At 70.1% G+C, this 22,869-nt stretch carries 21 protein-coding genes; 5 read left to right on the top strand and 16 right to left on the bottom strand.

Annotated features, from left to right (window positions below; all coding sequences use genetic code 11):
- Nucleotides 1–6: 6 nt before the first annotated feature.
- From era to lepA, 11 genes are all read right to left on the bottom strand, one after another.
- Nucleotides 7–927, bottom strand: coding sequence for a GTPase Era (gene era, locus ABD197_RS09160; protein ID WP_344053760.1), 921 nt, complete (start codon nt 925–927; stop codon nt 7–9).
- Nucleotides 924–2,210 (bottom strand): hemolysin family protein, encoded by a 1,287-nt coding sequence (locus ABD197_RS09165; RefSeq protein WP_344053762.1) that lies wholly within the window; start codon nt 2,208–2,210, stop codon nt 924–926. The genes era and ABD197_RS09165 overlap by 4 nt, the downstream gene beginning before the upstream one ends.
- On the bottom strand, nt 2,207–2,677 hold the full coding sequence (gene ybeY, locus ABD197_RS09170) for an rRNA maturation RNase YbeY (protein WP_344053764.1): 471 nt from the start codon (nt 2,675–2,677) through the stop codon (nt 2,207–2,209). The genes ABD197_RS09165 and ybeY overlap by 4 nt, the downstream gene beginning before the upstream one ends.
- The gene (locus ABD197_RS09175; protein ID WP_344053766.1) at nt 2,674–3,768 is read right to left on the bottom strand and encodes a PhoH family protein; all 1,095 of its coding nucleotides are present in this window, start codon (nt 3,766–3,768) and stop codon (nt 2,674–2,676) included. Before ABD197_RS09175 ends, ybeY begins: the two co-directional genes overlap by 4 nt.
- Nucleotides 3,761–4,108 (bottom strand): histidine triad nucleotide-binding protein, encoded by a 348-nt coding sequence (locus ABD197_RS09180; RefSeq protein WP_344053768.1) that lies wholly within the window; start codon nt 4,106–4,108, stop codon nt 3,761–3,763. Before ABD197_RS09180 ends, ABD197_RS09175 begins: the two co-directional genes overlap by 8 nt.
- 50 nt (nt 4,109–4,158) lie before the next feature.
- Nucleotides 4,159–4,908, bottom strand: coding sequence for a 16S rRNA (uracil(1498)-N(3))-methyltransferase (locus ABD197_RS09185; RefSeq protein ID WP_344053770.1), 750 nt, complete (start codon nt 4,906–4,908; stop codon nt 4,159–4,161).
- A 3-nt stretch (nt 4,909–4,911) separates the two neighbouring features.
- Complete coding sequence (gene dnaJ, locus ABD197_RS09190; protein WP_344053773.1) at nt 4,912–6,027, bottom strand: molecular chaperone DnaJ; 1,116 nt, start codon at nt 6,025–6,027, stop codon at nt 4,912–4,914.
- A gap of 53 nt (nt 6,028–6,080) precedes the next feature.
- Complete coding sequence (gene hrcA, locus ABD197_RS09195) at nt 6,081–7,118, bottom strand: heat-inducible transcriptional repressor HrcA (protein WP_344053775.1); 1,038 nt, start codon at nt 7,116–7,118, stop codon at nt 6,081–6,083.
- Nucleotides 7,119–7,231: 113 nt separating this feature from the next.
- Complete coding sequence (gene hemW / locus ABD197_RS09200; RefSeq protein ID WP_344053777.1) at nt 7,232–8,443, bottom strand: radical SAM family heme chaperone HemW; 1,212 nt, start codon at nt 8,441–8,443, stop codon at nt 7,232–7,234.
- Nucleotides 8,443–9,093: a DUF1990 domain-containing protein gene (locus ABD197_RS09205; protein ID WP_344053779.1), complete on the bottom strand. Its 651-nt coding sequence runs from the start codon at nt 9,091–9,093 to the stop codon at nt 8,443–8,445. Before ABD197_RS09205 ends, hemW begins: the two co-directional genes overlap by 1 nt.
- A gap of 19 nt (nt 9,094–9,112) precedes the next feature.
- On the bottom strand, nt 9,113–10,963 hold the full coding sequence (gene lepA, locus ABD197_RS09210) for a translation elongation factor 4 (RefSeq protein ID WP_344053781.1): 1,851 nt from the start codon (nt 10,961–10,963) through the stop codon (nt 9,113–9,115).
- 35 nt (nt 10,964–10,998) lie between these two features.
- Between lepA and ABD197_RS09215 the strand changes: the two genes are divergently transcribed.
- Both ABD197_RS09215 and rpsT read left to right on the top strand, forming a co-directional pair.
- On the top strand, nt 10,999–11,742 hold the full coding sequence (locus ABD197_RS09215; protein ID WP_344053783.1) for an alpha/beta fold hydrolase: 744 nt from the start codon (nt 10,999–11,001) through the stop codon (nt 11,740–11,742).
- Nucleotides 11,743–11,855: 113 nt separating this feature from the next.
- Complete coding sequence (gene rpsT, locus ABD197_RS09220) at nt 11,856–12,116, top strand: 30S ribosomal protein S20 (protein ID WP_344053785.1); 261 nt, start codon at nt 11,856–11,858, stop codon at nt 12,114–12,116.
- A gap of 86 nt (nt 12,117–12,202) precedes the next feature.
- Here the strand turns inward: rpsT and holA are convergent, their stop codons facing one another.
- The 5 genes from holA to pabB all read right to left on the bottom strand — a co-directional run bounded on the left by holA (nt 12,203) and on the right by pabB (nt 20,332).
- Nucleotides 12,203–13,243 carry a DNA polymerase III subunit delta gene (holA, locus tag ABD197_RS09225; protein ID WP_344053787.1) on the bottom strand — a complete coding sequence of 347 codons (1,041 nt, stop codon included), beginning with the start codon at nt 13,241–13,243 and terminating at the stop codon, nt 12,203–12,205.
- A gap of 9 nt (nt 13,244–13,252) precedes the next feature.
- A complete protein-coding gene (locus ABD197_RS09230) occupies nt 13,253–15,646 on the bottom strand; it encodes a ComEC/Rec2 family competence protein (protein ID WP_344053789.1) in 2,394 nt (797 codons plus the stop codon).
- Entirely contained in the window at nt 15,643–16,275 is a 633-nt protein-coding gene (locus ABD197_RS09235; protein WP_344053791.1) for a ComEA family DNA-binding protein, read from the bottom strand. Before ABD197_RS09235 ends, ABD197_RS09230 begins: the two co-directional genes overlap by 4 nt.
- Before the next feature lie 96 nt (nt 16,276–16,371).
- Entirely contained in the window at nt 16,372–18,960 is a 2,589-nt protein-coding gene (gene leuS / locus ABD197_RS09240; RefSeq protein WP_344053793.1) for a leucine--tRNA ligase, read from the bottom strand.
- A gap of 70 nt (nt 18,961–19,030) precedes the next feature.
- Entirely contained in the window at nt 19,031–20,332 is a 1,302-nt protein-coding gene (gene pabB, locus ABD197_RS09245) for an aminodeoxychorismate synthase component I (RefSeq protein WP_344053795.1), read from the bottom strand.
- A 42-nt stretch (nt 20,333–20,374) separates the two neighbouring features.
- Between pabB and ABD197_RS09250 the strand changes: the two genes are divergently transcribed.
- Genes ABD197_RS09250 through ABD197_RS09260 form a run of 3 tightly spaced genes read left to right on the top strand, consistent with a single transcriptional unit; the run spans nt 20,375 to nt 22,864 of the window.
- Complete coding sequence (locus ABD197_RS09250) at nt 20,375–21,073, top strand: DedA family protein (protein WP_344053796.1); 699 nt, start codon at nt 20,375–20,377, stop codon at nt 21,071–21,073.
- Between the two features lie 4 nt (nt 21,074–21,077).
- Nucleotides 21,078–22,115, top strand: a complete 1,038-nt coding sequence (locus ABD197_RS09255) for an App1 family protein phosphatidate phosphatase (protein WP_344053798.1) — start codon at nt 21,078–21,080, stop codon at nt 22,113–22,115.
- 35 nt (nt 22,116–22,150) lie between these two features.
- Nucleotides 22,151–22,864, top strand: coding sequence for an SOS response-associated peptidase (locus tag ABD197_RS09260; RefSeq protein ID WP_344053800.1), 714 nt, complete (start codon nt 22,151–22,153; stop codon nt 22,862–22,864).
- Nucleotides 22,865–22,869 lie beyond the last annotated feature (5 nt).

The following is a 22,869-nucleotide window of genomic DNA, read 5'->3' on the forward strand; positions in this document are numbered from 1 at the left end:
GCCGCCTCAGAATCCGAGGCGGCCGAGCTGCTTCGGATCGCGCTGCCACTCTTTCGCGACGCGGACGTGCAGGGACAGGTAGACCCTCGAGCCGATCAGCGGCTCGATGCCCGCGCGGGCGCGTCGGCCGACGTCCGCGAGGCGCGAGCCTTTGTGGCCGATGATGATCGCCTTCTGGCTGTCGCGCTCGACGACGATGTCGGCGTAGATGTCGGTCAGATCGGAATCCTCGCGAGCCGCGATGTCCTGGACGACCACGGCGATCGAGTGCGGCAGCTCGTCGCGCACGCCTTCCAGGGCTGCTTCCCTGATGATCTCCGCGATCCGATCCTCGTCGGATTCGTCCGTCACGACTCCGTCCGGATACAGCGCCGGGCCCGGAGGCATGAGCGAGAGCACCTCGCCGGTGAGCACGTCCAGCTGCCGGTCCGTGAGGGCGGAGAGCGGAATCACCGCGGCCCAATCGTCGCGCAGCGCATCGACTTCGATCAGTCGCTCGGCGATCTGATCGCGCGTGGCGGCATCCGTCTTCGTCACGATCGCGACCTTCTTCGCCCGCCGGTAGCCGTCCAGGGATTCGGCGATGCGCCGATCGCCCGGACCCACCTTCTCGGTCGCGGGTACGCAGAACCCGATCACATCGACGTCGCCGAGCACCTGCTCGACGAGGTGGTTGAGCCGCTCACCCAAGAGCGTGCGAGGACGATGGATGCCGGGTGTGTCGACGATCACGAGCTGGCCGTCGACGCGGTTCAGGATGCCGCGGATCGCGCGTCGGGTCGTCTGGGGCTTGTCGCTCGTGATCGCGACCTTCTCTCCGACGAGCGCGTTCGTGAGCGTCGACTTGCCGACGTTCGGCCGCCCCACGAATGTCACGAATCCGGAGCGGAAGTCCGCTGCGCCGGAGCCGTCTGCTTCTGCGTTCATGACGGATTCCCTTCCTCTGTCGGCTCGGGCACAGCGCTGCGCTCGACGAAGACCGTCGCGAGCCCCCTGCCTCGGCCGCGGCTGGTGCCGCCGGTCATCACGAGTCCGTCGTAGTCGGCGGTGGCCCCGGGCTGGGGGATGCGGCCGAGCGCCTTGCCGAGGAGACCGCCCACCGAGTCGACGTCCTCGTCCTCGAGTTCGATCCCGAACAGCTCACCCACTTCGTCGAGCCCCAGGCGCGCACTCACGCGGTACCGACCGGGACCGAGCTCGACCACCTCGTCCGCACGCGGGTCGTACTCGTCGGCGATCTCTCCGACGAGCTCCTCGATCAGGTCCTCCAGGGTCACGAGCCCCGACACACCGCCGTACTCGTCGACGACCAGGCACACGTGCACGGCATCCCGCTTCATCTGCTGGAGCAGCGTCTCGGCCTTCATCGACTCGGGGACGAAGACGGCCGGGCGCACGATGCGATCCAGCGGCGCGTCCCTCCACCCCTGCTCGTCGCGGAATCCGAACTGGACGAGGTCCTTCAGGTAGAGCACGCCGACGACGTCATCGGCCTCGTCGTCGACGATCGGGATGCGCGAGACGCCCTTCTCGAGGAACAGGGTCATCGCCTCCCGCGTGGTGGCGGACGCGTCTACCGTGACCATGTCGGTGCGAGGAACCATCACCGCGCGGACGAAGGTGTCGGTGAAGTCGAACACCGAGTGGATGAGCTCTCGGTCGTCCTCCTCGATGAGCTCGTTCTCGGCCGCTTCGTCGATGATGCTGAGGAGCTGCTCCTCCGAGGCGAACGAGGAGCCGGGTTTCACGCCCGGTGTGACGCGGTTGCCGAGGGCGACGAGCCCGTGGGCGAGGGGGCCGAGGATCAGGCGGACGCCGCGGATGACGGGAGCCGCCGCGCGCAGAAGGCCCTTCGCGTGCTGGCGGCCCACGGAGCGCGGACTCGCGCCGACGACCACGAAGGAGATGCCCGTCATCAGGACCGCGGCGGCGAGCATGGCCCACCAGATGCTGTCGAAGAGGATCGTGAAGGCGACTGTGACGAGCACGGCGGCGGCGGTCTCGGCGAGGATGCGGATGAAGACGACGGCGTTCGCGTGCGCATCCGGGTCGATCGCGATCCGCTGCAGGGAGGTCGCGTTGCGTCCCTCCGAGCCGAGTTCGACGAGGTCGGCGCGGGAGGTCACCGACAGCGCGGCATCCAGGGCGGCCATGAGCCCCCCGAACGCGACGAGCAGGACGGCGGCGGTCAGCAGGAGCGCAGCGGTCATGCGCGAGGTCGTCGTCGCTCGGCGACGTGGAAGCTCATGATCAGGTCGTTCTGCAACCCGAACATCTCGCGCTTCTCCTCCGGCTCGGCGTGATCGAAGCCGAGCAGGTGCAGCAGGCCGTGGGTCGTGAGCAGGATGAGCTCGTCCATCGTGCTGTGCTTCGCGGCCGCTGCCTGCGTCTCGGCCACCTGCGGGCACAGGACGATGTCCCCGAGGAGCCCCGCCGGCGTCGGAGCGTCCTCCGTGCCGGGACGCAGTTCGTCCATCGGGAAGCTCAAGACGTCCGTCGGACCCGGCTCATCCATCCACTGGACGTGCAGCGCCTCCATCGCGCCCTCATCGACGAGGAGGATCGCGACGTCGGCGTCCGCGCTCACGTGCAGCTCAGCGAGGTTGTGCTCCATGAGCCGCAGAAGAACCGTCTCGTCGACGGTGAAGCCGGACTCGTTGCTGATCTCGATCGTCATGAGCGGCCTCGTTTGGGAAGGTGATCGCGGGGTCCTCCGGAGCGCGCTGCGCCGCTGCGTCGCTCGGCGCGGTTCGCGAACTCCGCGGCCTCGTCGCGTTCGCGACGACCCGCGAGCCGGCGCTCGTCGTATTCGGAGTACGCGTCGACGATACGACCCACCAGCGAGTGCCGGACGACGTCGTCGCTGGTCATGTACGCGAAGTGGATGTCATCGATCTGGCTCAGCACGCGCGTCACCAGGCGCAGCCCCGACGCGCCGACCGGCAGGTCGACCTGGGTGATGTCGCCGGTGACCACCATGCGGGTGCCGAACCCGAGGCGGGTGAGGAACATCTTCATCTGCTCGGGAGTCGTGTTCTGCGCTTCGTCGAGCACGACGAACGAGTCGTTGAGCGTGCGTCCGCGCATGTACGCGAGCGGAGCGACTTCGATCGTGCCGCTCGCCATGAGCTTGGGGACGATCTCGGGGTCCATCATCTCGTTCAGCGCGTCGTAGAGCGGTCGCAGATACGGGTCGATCTTGTCGTTGAGCGTGCCGGGGAGGAATCCGAGGCGCTCGCCCGCTTCGACGGCGGGGCGGGTCAGGATGATGCGATTGACCTCTTTGCGCTGCAGCGCCTGGACGGCCTTCGCCATCGCGAGATAGGTCTTGCCGGTACCGGCCGGACCGATGCCGAAGACGATCGTGTTCTCCTCGATCGCGTCGACGTACGCCTTCTGGCCGAGCGTCTTCGGCCGGATGACCTTCCCGCGCGTGGAGAGGATCGCCTCGCCGAGCACCTCGGACGGGCGGGGGCCGCCCTCCGAGCGCAGGATCCGGTTGGAGGAGGCGACATCGGACGGGCCGAGTGCGTGTCCGGCCTTCGTCATGGTCAGAAGCTCATCGACCAGTCCTCGAGCGGCCTCCACTGCGGCCGTGTCGCCGCTCAGGGTGATCTCGTTGCCCCGGACGTGGACGTCGACGTCGGGGTGCTCGCGCTCGATCACGCGCAGAAGTCGATCCTGGGGACCGAGCAGCTGGACCATGGCCACGCCGTCCGCGTAGACCCGCTGGGTGGTCTCCGCGGAACTCTTCTCGCTGTCAGGCATGCGTGCTCGATTCGCTCAGGCCGCCGGCGAGAACGTGCGCGTGGACGTGGAAGACGGTCTGGCCGGCGCCGGCACCGGTGTTGAAGACGAGACGGAAGTCGCCGTCTGTCTGGTCGGCGGCGACGGCGTTCGCGAGGCCGACGAGCTCAGCGAGCAGCGCCGGATCCGCGGTCGCGAGTTCGACCACGTTGCGATACTGCGCCGTCTTCGGAATGACGAGCACGTGCACGGGAGCCTGCGGGGCGATGTCACGGATCGCGAACACGTTCTCGGTCTCGGCGACGATGTCGGCGGGGATCTCGCCGTTCAGGATGCGCGTGAAGACCGAGGATTCGCTCATGAGTCCAGTCTATCGGCGGGCCGGACGGCGTCGTCGGGCGAGCGGTGTGCTCACCAGCGTCGCAGTGCGACGTTGAGCACCGCGAGCGCGGCGGGACCCGCCGTCGACGTGCGCAGCACCGTCTCGCCGAGCCGCATCGCTCTGGCCCCCGCTGCCTCCAGCACCGCGAGCTCCTCCGGGGCGATGCCGCCCTCGGGGCCGACCACGAGGACGAGATCCCGACGATCGGGCGTCACGTCCCCGCCCGGTGCGGAAAGGCCCGAGAGGGACTCGACCGCCGTGGGCTCGAGGACGAGCACGAGCGCGTCCCGCGCCCGCGCCGCGAGCGCCGCCGTGGTCTCCAGAGGCTGGACGGTGGGGATCCACGCCCGGTGCGCCTGCTTGGCGGCCTCACGGACGATACTCTCCCACCGCAGCCGTCCCTTCTCGGCTTTCGCGGCATCCCAGCGCGAGACGCTGCGTGACGCCTGCCACGGCACGATGCCGTCGACACCGAGCTCCGTCGCCGCCTGCACGGCGAGTTCGTCGCGATCGCCCTTCGCGAGCGCCTGGACCAGGATGATCCGACGCTCCGGGGGCGCGACGCTCCTCCTGCTCCTCACGCGCACGAGGACCTCCCGGGGTGCGGATGCCGAGACCTCGCCCGTGAGCCACGTTCCGCGACCGTCGCCGAGCGTGACCTCCTCGCCGATCCGGACGCGGCGGACGGCAGCCGCGTGATGGGCCTCGGGGCCGGTGAGGGCGACGGTGTCGCCGACGGCGGCATCCGCTCCCGCGTCGAGGAGGAAGTGCAGCGCCACGGATCAGCCGTTGCGGAAGCGGTCGCGCAGCTTCGCGAACAGTCCCTGGTGGAACTCCGCCAGGCGCGGTGCCGGCGACTTCGTGCGCTTGGCGAACTCCTCGATCAGCGCGCGCTCCTTGGCGTCGAGCCGCGTCGGGGTCACCACGTGCACGCCGACGCGCAGATCGCCGCGCTGGCTCCCGCGCAGCGGCGTGATCCCCCGGCCCTTGATCGTGAGCACGTCCCCGCCCTGGACGCCCGGGCGCAGTTCGAGGTCGACCGGGCCGTCGAGCGACTCGATCGTCGTGGTGGCCCCGAGGATCGCGTCGGGCATCGACACTTCCAGCGTCGCGAGCAGGTCGTCGCCGTCGCGGCTGAACTCGTCGTGCGGGGTGACGGTGACCTCGAGGTAGAGGTCGCCGTTCGGGCCCCCGGCGGGGCCGACTTCGCCCGAGCCGGGCAGCTGCAGCCGCAGCCCCGTCTCGACGCCGGCGGGGATGTCGATCGACACGGTGCGGCGGGCACGCACGCGGCCCTGTCCCTGACACGTCGCGCACGGATACGGGATCGTGGTGCCGTAGCCCTGGCAGACGTTGCACGGCTGGTTCGTGACGACGTTGCCGAGGAGGCTCCGGACCGTGCGCTGCACGTGGCCCGAGCCGTGACAGATGTCGCACGCGACCGGAGCGGTGCCGGGTTGGCAGCACGAGCCCTGACAGGTGTCGCACAGCACGGCCGTGTCGACCTCGAGGTCGCGGTGAACGCCGAAGACGACGTCCTTCAGGTCGAGGGTGACGCGGACGAGCGCGTCCTGTCCGCGCTCGCGCCGCGAGCGCGGGCGTCCCGCACGCTGTCCGCCGCCCGAGCCGAAGAACGTCTCGAAGATGTCACCGAACCCGCCGAACCCGGCCTGGCCGCCGCCGAACGGCGAGTCGCTGCCGCCCATGTCGTAGCGGGCGCGCTGGTCGGCATCGCTGAGCACGTCGTACGCGTGCGTGACGAGCTTGAAGCGCTCGGACGCATCCGCGCCGGGGTTCACATCAGGGTGGAGCTCTCTCGCGAGGCGTCGGTACGCCTTCTTGATCTCGTCAGGTGTCGCGTCGCGCGAGACACCGAGGACCTCGTAGTGGTCAGCCACTGTCGCCTTCCCGCCCGCGCACCGCGCGGGATCGTTCGTTCACGGATGCCGCTTCAGCGGTTCTCGTCCTCGTCGAGCATCCGGGTGAGGTAGCGTGCGACGGCACGGACCGCCGCGAGATTGGTCGGGTAGTCCATCCGCGTGGGGCCGAGGACTCCCACTCGGGCGCGGACACCCGTCGTGTCGTATTCGCTGGCGAGCACGGAGGCTTCGCCGAGGCCGAACGGCTCGTTCTCGCGGCCGATGCTCGCGGCGAGTCCCTGCTCGTCGGCGACCATCTCGCTCATGAGCTTCACGAGCGTCACCTGCTCCTCGATCGCTTCCAGGAGCGGGTAGATGCTGCCGCGGAAGTCCGCCTCGCTGCGCGCGAGGTTGGCTGCTCCCGCCATGACGAGACGGTCGTGCCGGAACTCTTCGAGCTCCTCCGCGACGACCCGCAGGATCGCGGTCGTCGCTGCGCTGGTCGGCGTCGGCACGGGATCGACGGCGGCGAGGCGCTCATCGACGCTCTGCGCGCCCTCACGGACGAGCCGGCCCACGAGCACTCCCGCCACGTCGGCGCGGATGCGCGCGAGATCCTCGTCGGCGAACTCGTCGCGGACGATCGCGAGACGCTGCGAGACCCGACCAGTATCGGTGACGAGGATCACCAGCATCCGCCCACCGCCGAGCTGGACGAGTTCGACGTGCGACACGTTCGCGCGCGCGAACGAGGGATACTGGACGATGGCGACCTGGCCCGTGAGCTGGGTGAGGGCCCGCACGGTGCGCGCGAGCACGTCGTCCAGATCGCCGGGTCCCTCGAGGAAGGTCGTGATCGCCGTGCGCTGTGCGGGCGACAGGGGCCGAAGCTCGGAGAGGTGGTCGACGAAGACCCGGTAGCCCTTGTCCGTCGGCACCCGGCCCGAGGACGTGTGCGGGGCGGCGATGAGCTCTTCGTCCTCGAGGAGCGCCATGTCGTTGCGGATCGTGGCGGCCGAGACGCCGAAGGCGTGCCGCTCGACGATCGCCTTGCTGCCCACGGGCTCGCGGGTGTCGACGAAGTCCTGCACGATCGCCCGCAGCACCTGCAGTCCCCGATCGGTGACCATCTCGCCTCCTCACCCGCTGTTCGGCGGAACGGATGTGATCGCCCGTCCGCGCTGTTGGCACTCGCCCGTTCTGAGTGCCAATTCTAGCGGATCCGCCCGGATACGGATCGCGCTCAGTCGGTCAGCGCGCGCACGACGGCGTCCGCGAGGAGTCTCCCGCGCACCGTCAGGACGACGCGGCCGCGCACGGCTGCGGCTCCGTCGATCAGGCCGTCGGCGATGAGTCCCGCGACCGCGTGCCGACCCTCGCCGATCAGCTCGGCCACCGGCATCCCCTCGCGGATGCGCGTCTGGAGCAACGTGCGCTCGAGCGCACGCGCGGCGGCGTCGGGCCGCTCCCGGCCGGCCGCAGGCGATTCGCCCATCGCCAGGCGCTGCGCGTATGCCGCGGGGTGCTTCACGTTCCAGAAGCGGACACCCCCGATGTGGCTGTGCGCGCCGGGGCCGAAACCCCACCAGTCGCTCCCCCGCCAGTAAGCGAGATTGTGGCGCGAGCGATACTCGCGCCCCCGCGCCCAGTTCGACACTTCGTACCAGGAGTAGCCGGCTTCTTCGAGCAGACGATCGGCGAGCTCGTACATGTCCGCTTCCAGGTCGTCGTCGGGCGAGGCCACCTCCCCGCGCGCGATCTGGCGTGCGAGCTTCGTCCCGTCCTCCACGATGAGGGCGTAGGCGGAGATGTGGTCCGGTCGGAGCGCGATCGCCGCCTCGAGCGACGAGCGCCAGTCGTCCAGCGACTCCCCCGGCGCCCCGTAGATCAGGTCCAGGCTGACCTGGAGGCCGGCCGCGCGCGCCGCGCGCACCGCGGTTGCGACGTTCTCGGGCCGATGCGTGCGATCCAGGACCGCGAGGACATGCGCGACGGCGGACTGCATGCCGATCGACAGTCGGGTCACGCCGGCCCCAGCGAGCTCGTGGGCGACGGCATCCGTCACCGTGTCGGGGTTGGCCTCGACCGTGATCTCGGCTCCCGGAGCGATGCCGAAGGCATCGCGGACCCCGTCCAGCATGCGCGCCAAGTCGCCCGGCGGAAGCAGCGTCGGTGTGCCGCCGCCGAAGAACACCGTCTCTGCGGGACGCACCGCCCCCGCGTCCTCGAGCACCGTCACGGCCAGCCGCACCTCGTGCAGCAGGGTGTCGGCGTACTCGTCCTGCCGCGCACCCCGCAGTTCGGAGGACGTATACGTGTTGAAGTCGCAGTATCCGCACCGCACGCGACAGAACGGAACGTGGAGGTACACGCCGAACGCCGTCGCCGGATCCACCGTCACCGGCAGGGCACCGTCGCGCGGCGCGGGCTCGCCGATGGGGAGCGCCGCGCCCATCAGGCGGGAGTCGTGTACAGCGGAGAGATCGCGCGCAGGTACCGCGTGAAGAGCTCGCGACGTCGGCGGCGGGTGAGGGCCGGCAGGAAGCGGTAGAGAAGCGCGGCGGGTGCATCGAAGGCGCGCACCGTGAACCAGACCTCGTCGTTGTCGTACCACTCGATCATGAACGACTCTTCACCGCTGACCACCGAGCCGCCGACGGTTCCGAGCGCGAATCCGATGCGCCGGGGCTCCTCGACCGCGAAGATCACCCGCAGCTCGCCGTCGGCCCGCTGACCCCGCACGCGTCCCTCGAGCCGGACGGTCGTCCCCGGTCCGACGTACGGCGTGCCGTCGCTGTCGAACCGCTGATCCGCCTCGAGGCGGCTCGGGGTGACGGGCGTGCCCTCGGCGTCGAAGCTGACGCCGGAGTACATCGGTCCCGCCGCGGGGCGCACATCCGTCAGCGCGAGTCCGGCGCCGCGTTGCGCGGTCCACGACAGCAGTGCGTCGCCGGCGGTCTGGAACCGCGCCTGCCCGCTGCCGATCCGCCACGACTCCTGCGCCGGGATGCTCCGCTCGGGCGGGTACTGCATGAGATCGGGTGCCTGGGTCGCCCCGACGGCGGCGTAGTCCACCGTCTCGTCCTTGAAAGTCCCGCGTCGCATGCTCACCTGCCTTATCCGCCTACTTCTTGTCCTTGCCTTCGACATCCCCGGACAGCGCGGCGATGAACGCCTCCTGGGGGACTTCGACGCGACCGACCATCTTCATGCGCTTCTTGCCCTCCTTCTGCTTCTCCAGGAGCTTGCGCTTGCGCGTGATGTCTCCGCCGTAGCACTTCGCCAGGACATCCTTGCGGATAGCCCTGATGTTTTCGCGTGCGATGATGCGCGCGCCGATCGCCGCCTGGATCGGCACCTCGAACTGCTGCCGCGGAATGAGCTTGCGCAGCCGCTCGGTCATGAGCGTGCCGTACGCGTACGCCTTGTCCCGGTGCACGATCGAGCTGAACGCGTCGACCTTCTCCCCTTGCAGGAGGATGTCGACCTTGACCAGGTCGGCTGTCTGCGACCCCGCGGGTTCGTAGTCCAGGCTCGCGTAGCCCTGTGTCTTGGACTTGAGCTGGTCGAAGAAGTCGAACACGATCTCGCCGAGCGGCATGTTGTAGCGCAGCTCGACGCGATCCTCGCTGAGGTAGTCCATTCCGAGGAGCGACCCGCGGCGGGCCTGGCAGAGCTCCATGACGGTGCCGACATAGTCCTTCGGCAGCAGGATGCCGACCTTCACGACCGGCTCGTACACCTCGGCGACGCGCCCGTCGGGGTATTCGCTCGGGTTCGTGACCACCACGGTCTCGCCCGTGTCGGTGTGCACTTCGTACGTCACAGAAGGAGCCGTCGTGATGAGGTCGAGGTCGAACTCGCGCGCGAGACGCTCGGTGATGATCTCGAGGTGCAGCAGACCCAGGAATCCGCAGCGGAAGCCGAAGCCGAGCGCGACGGAGGTCTCGGGTTCGTACTGGAGGGACGCGTCGGAAAGCTTGAGCTTGTCCAGCGCCTCTCGCAGGAGGGCGTAGTCGGAGCCGTCGATGGGGTAGATCCCCGAGAAGACCATCGGCTTCGGGTCGGTGTACCCGGCGAGGGCCGTCGTCGCGGGCTTGCGCTGGTTCGTGATCGTGTCGCCGACCTTGGACTGGCGGACGTCCTTCACACCGGTGATCAGGTACCCCACCTCGCCCACGCCGAGCCCCTTCGTCGGGACCGGCTCGGGGCTGGACACCCCGATCTCGAGGAGCTCGTGCGTCGCGCGGGTCGACATCATCTGAATCCGCTCACGCGGCTCGAGCTTGCCGTCGACCATCCGGACGTACGTGACGACGCCGCGGTAGGAGTCGTACACGGAGTCGAAGATCATGGCCCGCGCCGGGGCGTCCGCGTCACCCTTCGGGGCGGGGATCTGCCCGACGATGAGGTCGAGCAGGCTCTCGACGCCCATGCCCGTCTTGCCGCTGACCCGGAGGACGTCCTCAGGATCGCCGCCGATCAGGCCCGCGAGTTCGGCCGCGTACTTCTCCGGATCGGCGGCCGGGAGATCGATCTTGTTGAGCACCGGGATGATGTGCAGATCGTTCTCGAGCGCCAGGTAGAGGTTCGCGAGCGTCTGAGCCTCGATGCCCTGCGCGGCGTCCACGAGCAGGATCGCCCCCTCGCACGCCGCGAGCGAGCGGCTCACCTCGTACGTGAAGTCGACGTGACCCGGGGTGTCGATCATGTTGAGCGCGTACGTCTCACCGTCGAGCTGCCACGGCATGCGCACCGCCTGGCTCTTGATCGTGATGCCGCGCTCGCGCTCGATGTCCATCCGGTCGAGGTACTGCGCGCGCATGTCGCGATCGGCGACCACGCCGGTGATCTGCAGCATCCGATCGGCGAGCGTGGACTTGCCGTGGTCGATGTGGGCGATGATGCAGAAGTTGCGGATCAGCTCGGGCGGGGTCGCCGACGGCTGGAGGGGCTTCAAGGCGCGCGGTGACATATCCGGTCGATTCTACCGGCCCGTATCCTGGACCGATGGCTGTGCAGGTCGTGCTCGTGCACGGAATCCGCACGTCCGCCACCATGTGGCGTTCGCAGGTCGTCTCTCTGCGGGAACGCGGGGTCTGCGCCGTCGCTGTCGATCTGCCGGGCCACGGAGCGCGCATGGCCGAGCGGTTCACCCTCGCCGGGGCATTCGCGACGATCGACGACGCGGTGCGGGATGCCGCCTCCCGCGGTCCCGTCCTCCTGGTCGGGCACTCGATGGGCGGGCTGCTGTGCACCGAGTACGTCGGGGCCGAGGAGCCGCCGCCGGTCGCGGGGTTCGTCGCCGCATCATGCACGTCGCTGCCGCGCGGGGTCGCGCTGAGCGCCTACCGCGCGCTGGCACGCGGATTCGACGCGCTGCCCGATCGCGGGATGTGGCTCACGAACCGCATGCTCGACCGCATCCTTCCCGCGCACACGCGCGACGATTTCGGCGCTGGAGGCTACGCGCTGGATACGCAGGACGTCGCCCTGAGCAGTCTCTCGGCACTGGACCTCCTGGCTGCTGTGCAGCGCATCCGCGTCCCGCTGTGGTTCGTGAACGGCCAGTACGATCAGCTGCGGGTGAACGAACGACTCTTCCTGCGGCTGGCGCCGCACGCCGAACTCGTGGTCGTCCCGCGCACGACCCATCACGTCACCGTGATGCGGCCGGAGGTCTTCACCGCCGTGTTGAACCTCGCCGTCCGGACGCTCGAGCGGCGCGAGTCAGAGGTGGCTTCCCCGACCTGATAGACTCGGTGATTGGCTTGCGTGTGGGGCGACCCTCACGACCGCCGAACGACAGCCCTCTTCTGTCGGCCGGCACTCACCGAATCCTTCGAAACGAAAGACCGACGACAAACGTGGCAAACATCAAGTCGCAGATCAAGCGCAACAAGACCAACGAGAAGGCGCACGAGCGCAACAAGGCCGTGAAGAGCGAGCTGCGCACGGAGGTGCGTCGCACCCGCGAGGCCGTCGCTGCCGGCGACAAGGCCGCCGCTGAGAAGGCACTCGTCCGCGCGACGAAGAAGCTGGACAAGGCCGCGAGCAAGGGCGTCATCCACGCCAACCAGGCCGCGAACCGCAAGTCGGCGATCGCCAAGCAGGTCGCGGCGCTCTGAGCGCCCGACCGACACCGGTCATCGCACGAAGGCCCGTCCCCCCGGGGACGGGCCTTCGTCGTCTGTCGGGCTCGGCCGAGCGTGGGTCAGGCGCTGCCGAACGGCGCCCGGGTCGCGATGATCGTGATGAGACGCTCGATCGCGAAGACGCTGTCCCGTGAACCGCCCTTGACATCGACGTCCGCCTGCGCGGCGGCCTGGATCGCCATGCCGAGCGTCGCATCGCTCCAGCCGGAAAGATCGCGTCGCGCCCGATCGACCTGCCAGTCCTTCAGGCCGAGCCGGGCGGCCAGCGCGGCAGCGGGTTCACGGTGACCGGCCACCCGCGCCATCGTGCGGAGCTTGGAAGCGATCGCGGCGACCAGAGGAACGGGATCGGCCCCCGAGGCGAGGGCGTGGCGCAGTGCCACGAGCGCTTCGCCGTAGCGACCGGCGATCGCGGTGTCGGCGACCGCGAACGCCGATGTCTCGACCCGTCCGCCGTAGTAGCGCTCGACGATGTCTTCGGTCACGTCGCCGGGCACGTCGGCGATCAGCTGCTGGCACGCGGCGGCGAGCTCGGTGAGGTCGTCGGCGAACGCGGAGACGAGCGTGCGCAGAGCCATCGGTGCGATGCGCTTGCGCGCCGATGTGAACTCGCCCGCGGCGAAGTCGAAGCGGTCGGAGTCGCGCTTGATGGCGGGGCACGCGATCTCGATGCCGCCGCCTTCGCCGGCACGGATCGCATCGAGCAGCTTCTTGCCGCGGACGGTGGCACCCGTGTGTCGGAGGACGACGGTCGCCCCCTCCTGGGGCAGGGCGAGGTACGACAGCGCTTCGGACAGGAAGGAGTCGGAGCACTTCTCCACCCCGCTCACCCGGACCAGACGCGGCTCTCCGAACAAGGACGGTGAGCTCACGGCGAGCAGAGTCCCGGCGGCATAGTCGTCGGCGCGGACGTCGGTGACCTCGAGGCTGGGGTCTTCCGCACGCAGATACTCGCGGATGCCCGAGGTCGCCCGCTCTGCGCACACGTCTTCTGGGCCGCTCACGAGCACGATCGGCGCCGGTTGCGGAGCACGCCACGAGATCTGCGGGATGACGCTCTTCGCGCGCGTTGCCGGTGCCCGTCGCGCGCTGGTGGCCATGACTCCAGCCTAGCGAGCGGGTGCGACGTCCTCGGCGCGCTCGCGCCACAGCACCACCCCGCTCCCCTCCCTCCAGAGCGCCACGATGCCCGCGCGATCCGTCCGGGCGATCCGTGTGCCGAGGCCGCGCAGGATCGTGAGGATCTCGGCACGCGGGTGCCCGTACGTGTTGTCCGCGCCCACCGAGATCACCGCGACGCGGGGCCGGAGGAGTTCGTACAGCTCGGGGTCCTGATCGGCGCTGCCGTGGTGGGCGACCTTCACGAGGTCGTACGGCGGCGCGAGCGCGCCGGAGTGCACCAGTGCGCTCTGCGGCGCGCGCGAGAGATCTCCGAGGAAGACGGATGCCGGCATCCCGCCGCCCGTGACCTCGACCACGACGCTCACGTCGTTCCCCGGAGGAAAGGCCCGCGTTCCGGCCGGCGGCCACAGGATCCGCCACCGCGCCGCACCCAGGATGCCGCTCTGACCCGCGTGGCCCGCCACGATCCGTGAGCCGGCGCGTTCGAGATCGCGAAGGGCACGAGCGGCGTCCGGCGTGCCGACGACCCCGTGCAGGGTCGTGTCGACGCGACCGACGACGGCGGCGACACCGCCGGCGTGATCGAGGTCGAAATGAGTGAGGACGAGCAGATCGATCCGGCCGATCCCGGCGCGCGCGAGGCACTCCTCCAGCAGCGCCGGATCCGGCCCGGTGTCGATGAGCGCCACCGCACCCGCCGAGCGCACCATGACCGCATCTCCCTGGCCGATGTCGCACGCCAGGACGCTCCAGCCGGCAGGGAGGGTGAATCGACCGGCGACGCCGTCGAGCGCGGCACCGCCGGCTACGATGCCGACGGTGAGCGCGAGGACGATCGCCGCAGCGCCGCGGGCGATCCGGACACGCGGCAGCCGGCGACAGCGGGGCGGGCGTGACGCGCGCGGCGCCACCACGACGAGAAGTCCGATCGACACGCTCACCGCGGCGAGGGTCAGGACGCCCAGTGGCCCGTCGAGCCAGGGCAGTTGTCCGCCGGGTAGGCGGCTGAAGACCTCGGCTGTGGCGGCGATCCACGCGGCGGGGAGCCAGGCGATCGCGGTCAGCCCCGCCTGGAGGATCGGGATCGGAGCCGCAAGGCACGCAGCGAGACCGATGATCGTCGCCACGGGCGCTGCCGGTGCGGCGAGGAGGTTCGCGGCGACGCCGTACAGCGGCACGGTAGGCGCGATGACCACGAGCAGGGGGCCGCAGGCCAGCTGTGCCGCCAGCGGGACCGACAGCGCGAGAGCGAGCGATCGCGGCAGGAGCCTGCTCATCCCGTGAGCCAGTGGTCGTGCCCACAGCAGCAGCGACGCCGTGGCGACGGTGGACAGTGCGAAACCGAGCGACGACGCCAGCCACGGATCCGCCGCCAGCAGCACGGTCACCGCCACGCTCAGCACCGCGATCCCTGCGGACGTGCGCCCGAGCATCAGGGCGAGCATCGCGATCAACGCCATCGCCCCCGCGCGGACGACGCTCGGCTCGGGGGTGACCAGCAGGACGAATCCCGTGAGCGCGACGATGCCGCCGATCACCCGCGCGCGCCGCGAACCGCCGAGCATCGCGACGAGGAGGAAGGCGATGCCGACGACGATCGCGCAGTTGGCCCCGGAGACCGCGGTCAGGTGAGAGAGCGAGGACGCCTTCATCGCCGCGTCCAGATCGGGCCCGACCGCCGATGTGTCCCCCACCGCGAGGCCGGCGATGAGTCCCGCGCCGGGTTCGGGGAGACCTGCGGACGCGTGTGCGAGTCCGCGTCGCAGGTCTCCGGCGACCGCGAGCGGGCCCGCCGGGCCGTCGCGCACCACCACGCCGCGGGTCGCGCTCACGAGAAGGACCGCCCGGGACCCGACCGGCGCGCGGCGGGCGGTGCCGCTCGCCTCGACGACGGCACCGACATCGAGTCGCTCCGCGGTATCGACGAGGTCCGGGCGCACGCGGATCGAGACATCGATGCGGACGGGCTTACTGTCCCGTCCCGTGGAGAGCCGCGTGGCGACCGCATCGAACTCCCACTCCCCCGATGCGCGCCGTTCGATCTTCCCTGTGACCTCGGCCCGCATCACCAGCGCGCGGCCGCCCTCGAGGCCGAACCGCTCCGCCGCCACGCGCGGGGGCTGTGCGATCGCGACGTGGGAGGCGACGACGGCAGCCCCGACAAGACTCAGGATCAGGATCGTCCACAGCCTCGCTCGTCCCGCCCGCGGCGAACGGCGCGCGTACCGCCGGGCCGTGTGGACGCCGAGCGTACCGATCGCGGACGCCCACAGGACCAGTGCCACGACCGGGGACGCCGACGGCAGCAGGGTCACCAGCAGCGCCGCCGCCCATGCGCCGGCGGCGACCGGGACCAGGCGCAGGCCCACCGGTCTGCTCACACCGTCACCGCGTCGCGCAACGCGTCGAGCATCTTCTCGCCGATGCCGGGAACCGCCAGCAGATCCTCCACGCTTGTGAACCGCCCGTTGGATTCGCGCCATTCGATGATCCGCTCGGCCAGGGCGGGCCCGATGCGCGGGAGGGTGTCCAGCGCCGCCGCGTCGGCGGTGTTCAGGTTGACCCTCCCGTCCCCTGCGGGTCGGGCCGTCGTCGAGGGCGGTGCGCCCCCCACGACCGCGACGACGACCTGCTCGCCGTCGCTGAGCGGGCGGGCGAGGTTCACCGCGGACTCATCAGCCTCGGCGGTGAACCCGCCGGCGGCGGCGATCGCGTCGACCACGCGGGCGCCGTCGTCGAGGACGTACAGCCCGGGTGCGGCGACCGCGCCGGAGACATGGACGAAGACGGATGCCGGCCGACCGGCATCCGCGGGGGCGTCGCCGTCGATCGTGACCGACCCGCTGCCGCTCTCGACCGGAACGGCTTCGATCGGCGCCAGGGCGCCGCGGACGACACCGATCCCGACGGTCACCGTGAGCGCGACGAGCACGACGACGACCGCCGCACCCAGGCCCAGCCGGGCACGGGGACTTCGGGCGTCGCCGCGTGCACTCTCGTCCGCCGACACCCTGCCGAAGCTAGGTCACCGCCGGGCCGGTGGGGTGCCCGAGGGTCGAGTCGGTGGACAGCTGTGATCGACCGCGCCCTGGGGAGGAGCGCCGCGTCAGTTCGTGCTGAAGCTCACGACCTTGGGCGGACGGACGACCGTGCGCGTGATCTCCCGTCCGGCCAATGCCCGCTGAACGCGCGCGTCGGCGCGGGCGAGAGCCTCGAGATCCTTCGCATCGATGCGGGCGGAGACCTCGAGCGTCGCCCGCACCTTGCCGTCGATCTGCACGACCGCGGTCACGGTGTCCTCGACGAGCAGGGTCGGGTCGGGTGCGCGCCATGGCACGAGGCCGACGAACGGCTCGTACCCGAGCGTCTCCCACATCTCCTCCGCGGTGTGCGGCGCGAACAGGTCCAGGACCATCGCCGTCACCTCGGCCGCCTCGCGCACCGCCGGGTCGGCCTTGCCCGGACCGCTGTCGATCGCCTTCCGGGTCGCGTTGACGAGTTCCATGAGGCGGGCGACCACGACGTTGAACTTCGTCTGCTCGACGAGGGACGGAGCATCGGCGAGGAGGCGGTGCGTGACCCGCCGCAGGGACTCGTCTCCCTCGGCCCACACGACGTCGGGGTCGCTCTGCACGTCGTGGGCTACCCGCCACGCCCGCGCGAGGAACTTCTGCGCGCCGGTGGTGGAGACGTCCTCCCAGTTGATGTCGTCCTCGACGGGTCCGGCGAACGCGATCGCCGTGCGGACGGCGTCCGCGCCCGGCTCGCGCATGCTCGCCGAGAACTCGACGAGGTTCCCCTTGCTCTTGGACATCTTCGACCCGCCGAGCAGCACCATGCCCTGGTTGACCAGGCTGGAGAAGGGCTCGGTGAAATCGACCAGCCCGGCGTCGAAGAGGACCTTCGTGATGAAGCGCGCATAAAGCAGGTGCAGGATCGCGTGCTCCACGCCGCCGATGTAGGAATCCACCGGTGCCCACTTCGCGGCCTCCGCGGTCGAGAACGCCTCGTCCGCGTCGTTCGGCGTCAGGAAGCGCAGGAAGTACCACGAGCTGTCCACGAAGGTGTCCATCGTGTCCGCGTCGCGCAGCGCCGGCTCACCCGTCTCGGGATCCGTCGTGGTCATCCACTCCGTCGCGCCGCCGAGCGGCGACGTCCCCTTCGGCGTCAGATCCAGCCCCTCGGCATCCGGCAGCGTCAGCGGCAGCTGATCGGCGGGGACGGGCACGATCCGCCCGTCCTGCGTGTGGATCATCGGGATGGGCGTGCCCCAGAATCGCTGGCGCGAGATGAGCCAGTCCCGGAGGCGGTAGGACTTCGACGCGCGTCCGGTTCCCGCGGCGGCGAGCTCTTCGGTGATGCGCGCGATCGCGTGGCGCTTGGAGAGCCCGTCCAGCGACCCGGAGTTGATCATGCGACCGTCGCCGGTCAGCGCGATCCCGGTGCGGGCCGGATCGATGTCGGCCAGCGACTCCTCCAGAGCGCTCTCGGACGGCTCCCCGTTCTCGTCGAGCTCGATCACGGGGATCGCGCCGGTGATCGGAGCGGTCGTGTCGACCACGACCTTGATGGGCAGATCGAAGGCGCGCGCGAAATCGAGATCGCGCTGATCGTGCGCGGGCACGGCCATCACGGCGCCGTGGCCGTAGTCGGCCAAGACGTAGTCGGCGGCCCAGATGGGCAGCCGCTCGCCGTTGATCGGGTTGATCGCCCACCGCTCCAGGAACACCCCGGTCTTCGGTCGGTCGGTGCTCTGTCGCTCGATCTCGCTCGAGCGCCCGACGTTGGTGAGGTAGTCCTGGAAGCGCATGCGCACCTCGGCCGACGAGCCGGAGGCCAACTCCGCAGCGAGATCGCTGTCCGGCGCGACGACCATGAAGGTCGCCCCGTGCAGGGTGTCCGGCCGCGTGGAGAAGACCGTGACCTTCTCGGGGTGCCCTTCGATCTCGAAGTCGATGTCGGCGCCGACCGAACGGCCGATCCAGTTGCGCTGCATCCGGATGACCTTCTGCGGCCAGAATCCTTCCAGCTGGTTCAGGTCGTCCAGCAGACGGTCGGCGTAATCGGTGATCTTGAAGTACCACTGAGTGAGCTTCTTCTTCACGACCTCCGCGCCGCACCGCTCGCAGTGACCGTCCACGACCTGCTCGTTCGCGAGCACCGTCTGGTCGTTCGGGCACCAGTTGACCGGGCTCTCCTTGCGGTATGCCAGCCCCCGTTCGTACAGCAGCTGGAACAGCCACTGGTTCCACCGGTAGTACTCGGGGTCGCTCGTGTGCAGGATCCGCGACCAGTCGTAGGACGAGCCGTACTCGCGGAAGCTCCTCTTGTGCTGCTCGATGTTCGCGTACGTCCACTCGCGCGGGTCTGCACCGCGCTGGATCGCGGCGTTCTCGGCCGGAAGGCCGAACGAGTCCCATCCGATCGGGTTCAGGACGTTGTAGCCGCGGTGGCGCCAGAAGCGCGCCACGACGTCGACGTACGCGTAGTTCTCGGCGTGCCCCATGTGCAGGTCGCCCGAAGGGTAGGGGAACATGCCGAGCACGTACTTGCGCGGCCGTGAGTCCCCGGTGCCGCCGGCGCGGAACGGGTCGGACTCCGCCCAGCGCGCCTGCCACTTCTGCTGGATCGCGTACGCATCGTATCCGCCCCCGTCTGCGGGCGCGGTGGTGTCGGGCGGAGGGGTCTGGGACACGGAGCGGAAACCAATCGTGGAAAGGAAGTTCTGGCGCGGAGCGCGTCTTCCAGGCTACCGGACCGTCGCCTCACCAGCCGTGGGGCAGGTCCGCCCCGACCGCAGCCAGCGGCCCGCGGGCCTTCACACCGACCTCGGCGACCTCGGCGGCGGCATCCGAACGCCACGTGATCCCTCCCCCGGCACCGACGTACGCACCCCCGGGGCGGATCACGATCGAGCGGATCACCATCGCCAGATCGAGCGCGCCGTCGTGGCCCACCCATCCGAAGCACCCCGCGAAAACCCCCCGCGGTCCCCGCTCGAGGTCGTGCAGGATCGTCATCGCGGAGAGTTTCGGTGCGCCGGTCATGCTCCCGGCGGGAAAGCCCGCCTCCAGGAGTGCACCGAGCGTCGTGCCCGCCCGGAGTGTCCCCGAGACCGTGCTGACGAGCTGGTGGACCGCGGGATAGGACTCCACGACGAGGAGGTCGTCGACCGCGACGCTGCCCGGCTCGCACACGCGGGAGAGATCGTTGCGCATGAGGTCGACGATCATGATGTTCTCGGCGCGCTCCTTCTCGCTCGCCCGGAGCTCGGCCGCGAGAGCGGCGTCTTCGCCGGGATCGGCGCTGCGTGGGCGCGTCCCCTTGATCGGACTCGTGCGCACGACCGCACCGCGCACCTCGAGGAAGCGCTCGGGGCTGGCGCTGACCAGAGCCACGGTATCCGCGCGGATGACCCCGCCGTGATGCGCGGGTGTCCGGGCACGCAGCCGTCGGAAGGCCGCGACGGGATCCACGACACCGGCGATCTCGAACCGCGTCGTGAGGCACAGCTGATACGCGTCTCCACGTCGGATGGCCTCGCGGCATCGGCCGATGAGCACGGCGTATTCGTCGGGGGTGTCGCGCGCCGTCGCGACCGTGGGCGGCGCGTCGGCGACCGTCGGCGCCGCAGTCGCGGCGCGAACCCGTTCCGCGAGCGCGGTCGCCACCTCGGCGGGACCGATCGCCCACACCCGGCGCGCGGAGTGATCGAACGCGACGAAGGACTCGACGGCCAGCCACGTCTCCTCCTCGGACGCGGAACCGGATGCCGACCCCGGCGCACCGGCTCGGCGCGCGCCCTCGTCGTACCCGACCCAGCCGACCCAACCACCCCGGAACGGGCCCGCCGCCCACTCATCGGGCGTCCGGGACGCGAGCGGCACCGCGCGCACCCGGGACGGATCCGTCTCCGGGATCCCGGTGCCGACCCAGCTCCATCCCTCGACCGCGTCGGGACCGGCATCCAGCCAGAACGAGTGCGGATCGTTCCCGCAGATCGCAGCGTGCACGGATGCCGGCTCCCGCCAGTCGCCGACGGGCACGGCGGTCGGAGAGGCGGGCATCCTCTCAGAGTAGAGGCGCACCGACCGCTCTAAGCTTCCGGTGTGAACGAGTTCCTCACGTGGCTGCTCGACGCCGTGCAGAGTGTCGATCCCGTGCTGAGGACGGTTCTGGCCGGGGTCGCGATCATGCTGGAGACCAGCGTGCTGATCGGGCTGGTCGTCCCCGGGGACACGATCGTGATCGTCGCCGGGACGGCGGTCGCCTCGCCTCTCGAAGGCGTCGTCCTGATCGTCGCGGTCGTGATCGGGGCTCTGCTCGGCGAGAGCGTCGGGTTCTGGCTGGGACGCGTGCTCGGGCCCGCGATCCGGCACTCGCGTCTCGGGAAGCGCATCGGGGACGCGAACTGGGAGCGCTCGGAGCGATACCTGCGTCGCCGTGGCGGTCCCGCGATCTTCATCTCCCGCTTCCTCCCGGTGCTCCATTCGCTCGTGCCGCTCACCGTGGGGATGAGCGGCTACTCCTATCGGCGCTTCCTCGCCTGGACCGTCCCGGCGTGCGTGATCTGGGCGAGCCTGTACGTGTCCGTCGCCGCCGTCGCCGCCGGGACCTATCGCGAGCTCGCCGACCAGCTGCACTTCGCGGGCTACATCTTCGTCGGCATCATCGTCGTGTTCCTGCTGCTCGTGTTCGCGAGCAAGAAGGTCATCGAGCGGGCCGAGCGCAAGCATCTCGGTGCCGACGACGGAGCTCCCGGATCGCAGCCGGATGCCCTGCCCCGGACAGGCGACATGGAAGACTGAGGGGATGCCTTCCCCGGAGCCCGTCCCCGTCCGGCGCAAAGTGCTGTGGCTCGCCCGCCTGGAGTATCGCTTCCACGCGTGGCGCGAACGGCGTGCGCGCGCCCGCGGACTCACACCGTCTGCGACCCCGTTCCCCGGTTACGGCGGGCCGGACTGGGTGCGCGTACTCGGCCGTGTGCTCATCGTGCCGCCGGTGCCCCTGCTCGAGGGAGGAGAGTACGCGAGCGTCCGCGGCTGGCGGAGTTTCGCCTCGGTTCCGGTCGGGTACGCGCAGGTGCGGATCACGATCGGGGGCGCCGTGCACGAGGTCGTGGCCGATCGCGGCGGGGTGATCGACGCGGAGATCCCGGCGAAGCTGCCGGCAGGCTGGCAGACGCTGGAGATGTCGGTGGAAGGTGGCGAGCCCGTCGAGACGCGGGTGTTCGTCGTGGGACCGGACGTGACGTTCGGCATCGTGTCCGACGTGGATGACACCGTCATGGTGACCGCGCTCCCCCGGCCACTGCTGGCGGCGTGGAACTCGTTCGTGGTGAACGAGCACGCGCGGCAGCCGGTTCCGGGCATGGCGGTCCTCATGGAGCGTCTCGTGCGCGACGAGCCGGGCTCGCCGGTGATCTACCTCTCCACCGGGGCATGGAACGTCGCGCCGACGCTCATCCGGTTTCTGCGGCGTCACCTCTTCCCGTCCGGGTCGGTCCTCCTCACGGACTGGGGGCCGACGCACGACCGGTGGTTCCGCAGCGGCAAGGCGCACAAGCTCTCCAACCTCCGCCGCCTTGCGGCGGAATTCCCGCACGTGAAGTGGCTGCTCATCGGCGACGACGGCCAGCACGACGACGCGATCTACACGACGTTCGCGGGCGAGTTCCCGGACAACGTCGCCGCGGTCGCGATCCGGCGGCTTTCGCCCGCGGAAGCCGTGCTGGCCGGTGGACGCACCGCGGTCGACGATCACACCGCGGCCTCGGTGCCCTGGGTCACCGAGTCCGACGGTGCCGGCCTCGCCGACCGCCTGACCGACATCGGCATCCTGGAGCGCTGAGCGGCGCGTCGGAGGCCGCGCGTAGGCTCTGACGCATGTGCGGACGTTTCGTGGTGGCGAACGTGGGCTCCGAGCTCGTCGGGGTGCTGCGGGTCGACCTGGTCTCCGAGCACCTGCCGGAGCCCTCTTACAACATCGCGCCGACCTCGCCGGTGGCGATCGTCCTCGATTCGGCGAAGACCGAGCCCCCCACGCGTCGGCTGGAGACCGCGCGCTGGGGACTCGTTCCGGCGTGGGCCAAGGATCCCGCGATCGGGGCGCGCGCCTTCAACGCACGCTCGGAGGAGCTCGAGGACAAGCCGATGTTCCGCAAGGCTCTCGAGAAGCGTCGCGCCGTCGTGCCGGCATCCGGGTACTACGAGTGGAAGAGCGTCGACGGCACGAAGATCCCGCACTACATCCACCCGTCCGACGACTCGCCGCTGTTCTTCGCCGGCCTTTACGAATGGTGGAAGAACCCGGCTCTGGCTGACGATGATCCCGATCGGTGGATGCTGAGCTTCACGATCCTGACACGTGATTCGATCGGTCGGCTGGGCTCGATCCACGATCGGATGCCGCTCTTCCTCGATCCGGATCACGCCGACGCGTGGCTGGATCCCACGACCGAGAACGTGCGGGACGTCCTGGACGCCGCGATCGACGCCGCCCCGGCTGTCGCCGAGACCCTTGATGACCATGTGGTCGGCAAGGCCGTCGGGAACGTCCGCAACAACACGCCCGACCTCATCGAACCCGTCGCGTCCTAGCTCGC

It is taken from the genome of Microbacterium lacus (genome assembly GCF_039531105.1).
In the GTDB taxonomy this organism is placed as follows: domain Bacteria; phylum Actinomycetota; class Actinomycetes; order Actinomycetales; family Microbacteriaceae; genus Microbacterium; species Microbacterium lacus.